This is a genomic window from Virgibacillus siamensis (assembly GCF_039522605.1).
Lineage (GTDB): Bacteria > Bacillota > Bacilli > Bacillales > Amphibacillaceae > Lentibacillus > Lentibacillus siamensis.
Genome location: NZ_BAAADS010000005.1, coordinates 32,190 through 32,679 on the forward strand (window position 1 = coordinate 32,190; position 490 = coordinate 32,679).

1 tRNA gene and 1 rRNA gene are annotated in these 490 nt (G+C 47.3%); both read right to left on the minus strand.

From position 1 onward, the window contains the following. Positions 1 to 65 precede the first annotated feature (65 nt). Positions 66 to 140, minus strand: a tRNA-Asn gene (locus ABD010_RS04095). 116 nt (positions 141 to 256) lie between these two features. Further along, positions 257 to 372 (minus strand): 5S ribosomal RNA (gene rrf, locus ABD010_RS04100). Between the last annotated feature and the right edge of the window lie 118 nt (positions 373 to 490).

Consider the following 490-nt stretch of genomic DNA (forward strand, 5'->3'; position numbering starts at 1 on the left):
GACTCGAACCGCTGACCCCTTCCTTACCATGGAAGTGCTCTACCGGCTGAGCTATGGAAGCATAATGGCTCCACAGGCAGGAATCGAACCTGCGACTAATCGGTTAACAGCCGATCGCTCTACCGCTGAGCTACTGTGGAATTTTAATAGCGAATTGATGTGATACCACTGTTTAAGTAAATCATACTACAAAAACCTGGCTTGTCACCAAGTTTTTACTATCAAGCTTGGTTTCAAGACAAGCTTATTATTTACGGCCTGGCGGCGTCCTACTCTTGCAGGGGCAAAGCCCCAACTACCATCGGCGCTGGAGAGCTTAACTACTGTGTTCGGCATGGGAACAGGTGTGACCTCTCCGCTAATGCTACCAGACCTTATTAGGAATTTGTACCCTAAAAACTGAATAAGAGCAGCGACAACACATCATCAAAAGCTGTTTAGTTAAGTCCTCGATCGATTAGTATCCGTCAGCTCCACGTGTCACCACGCT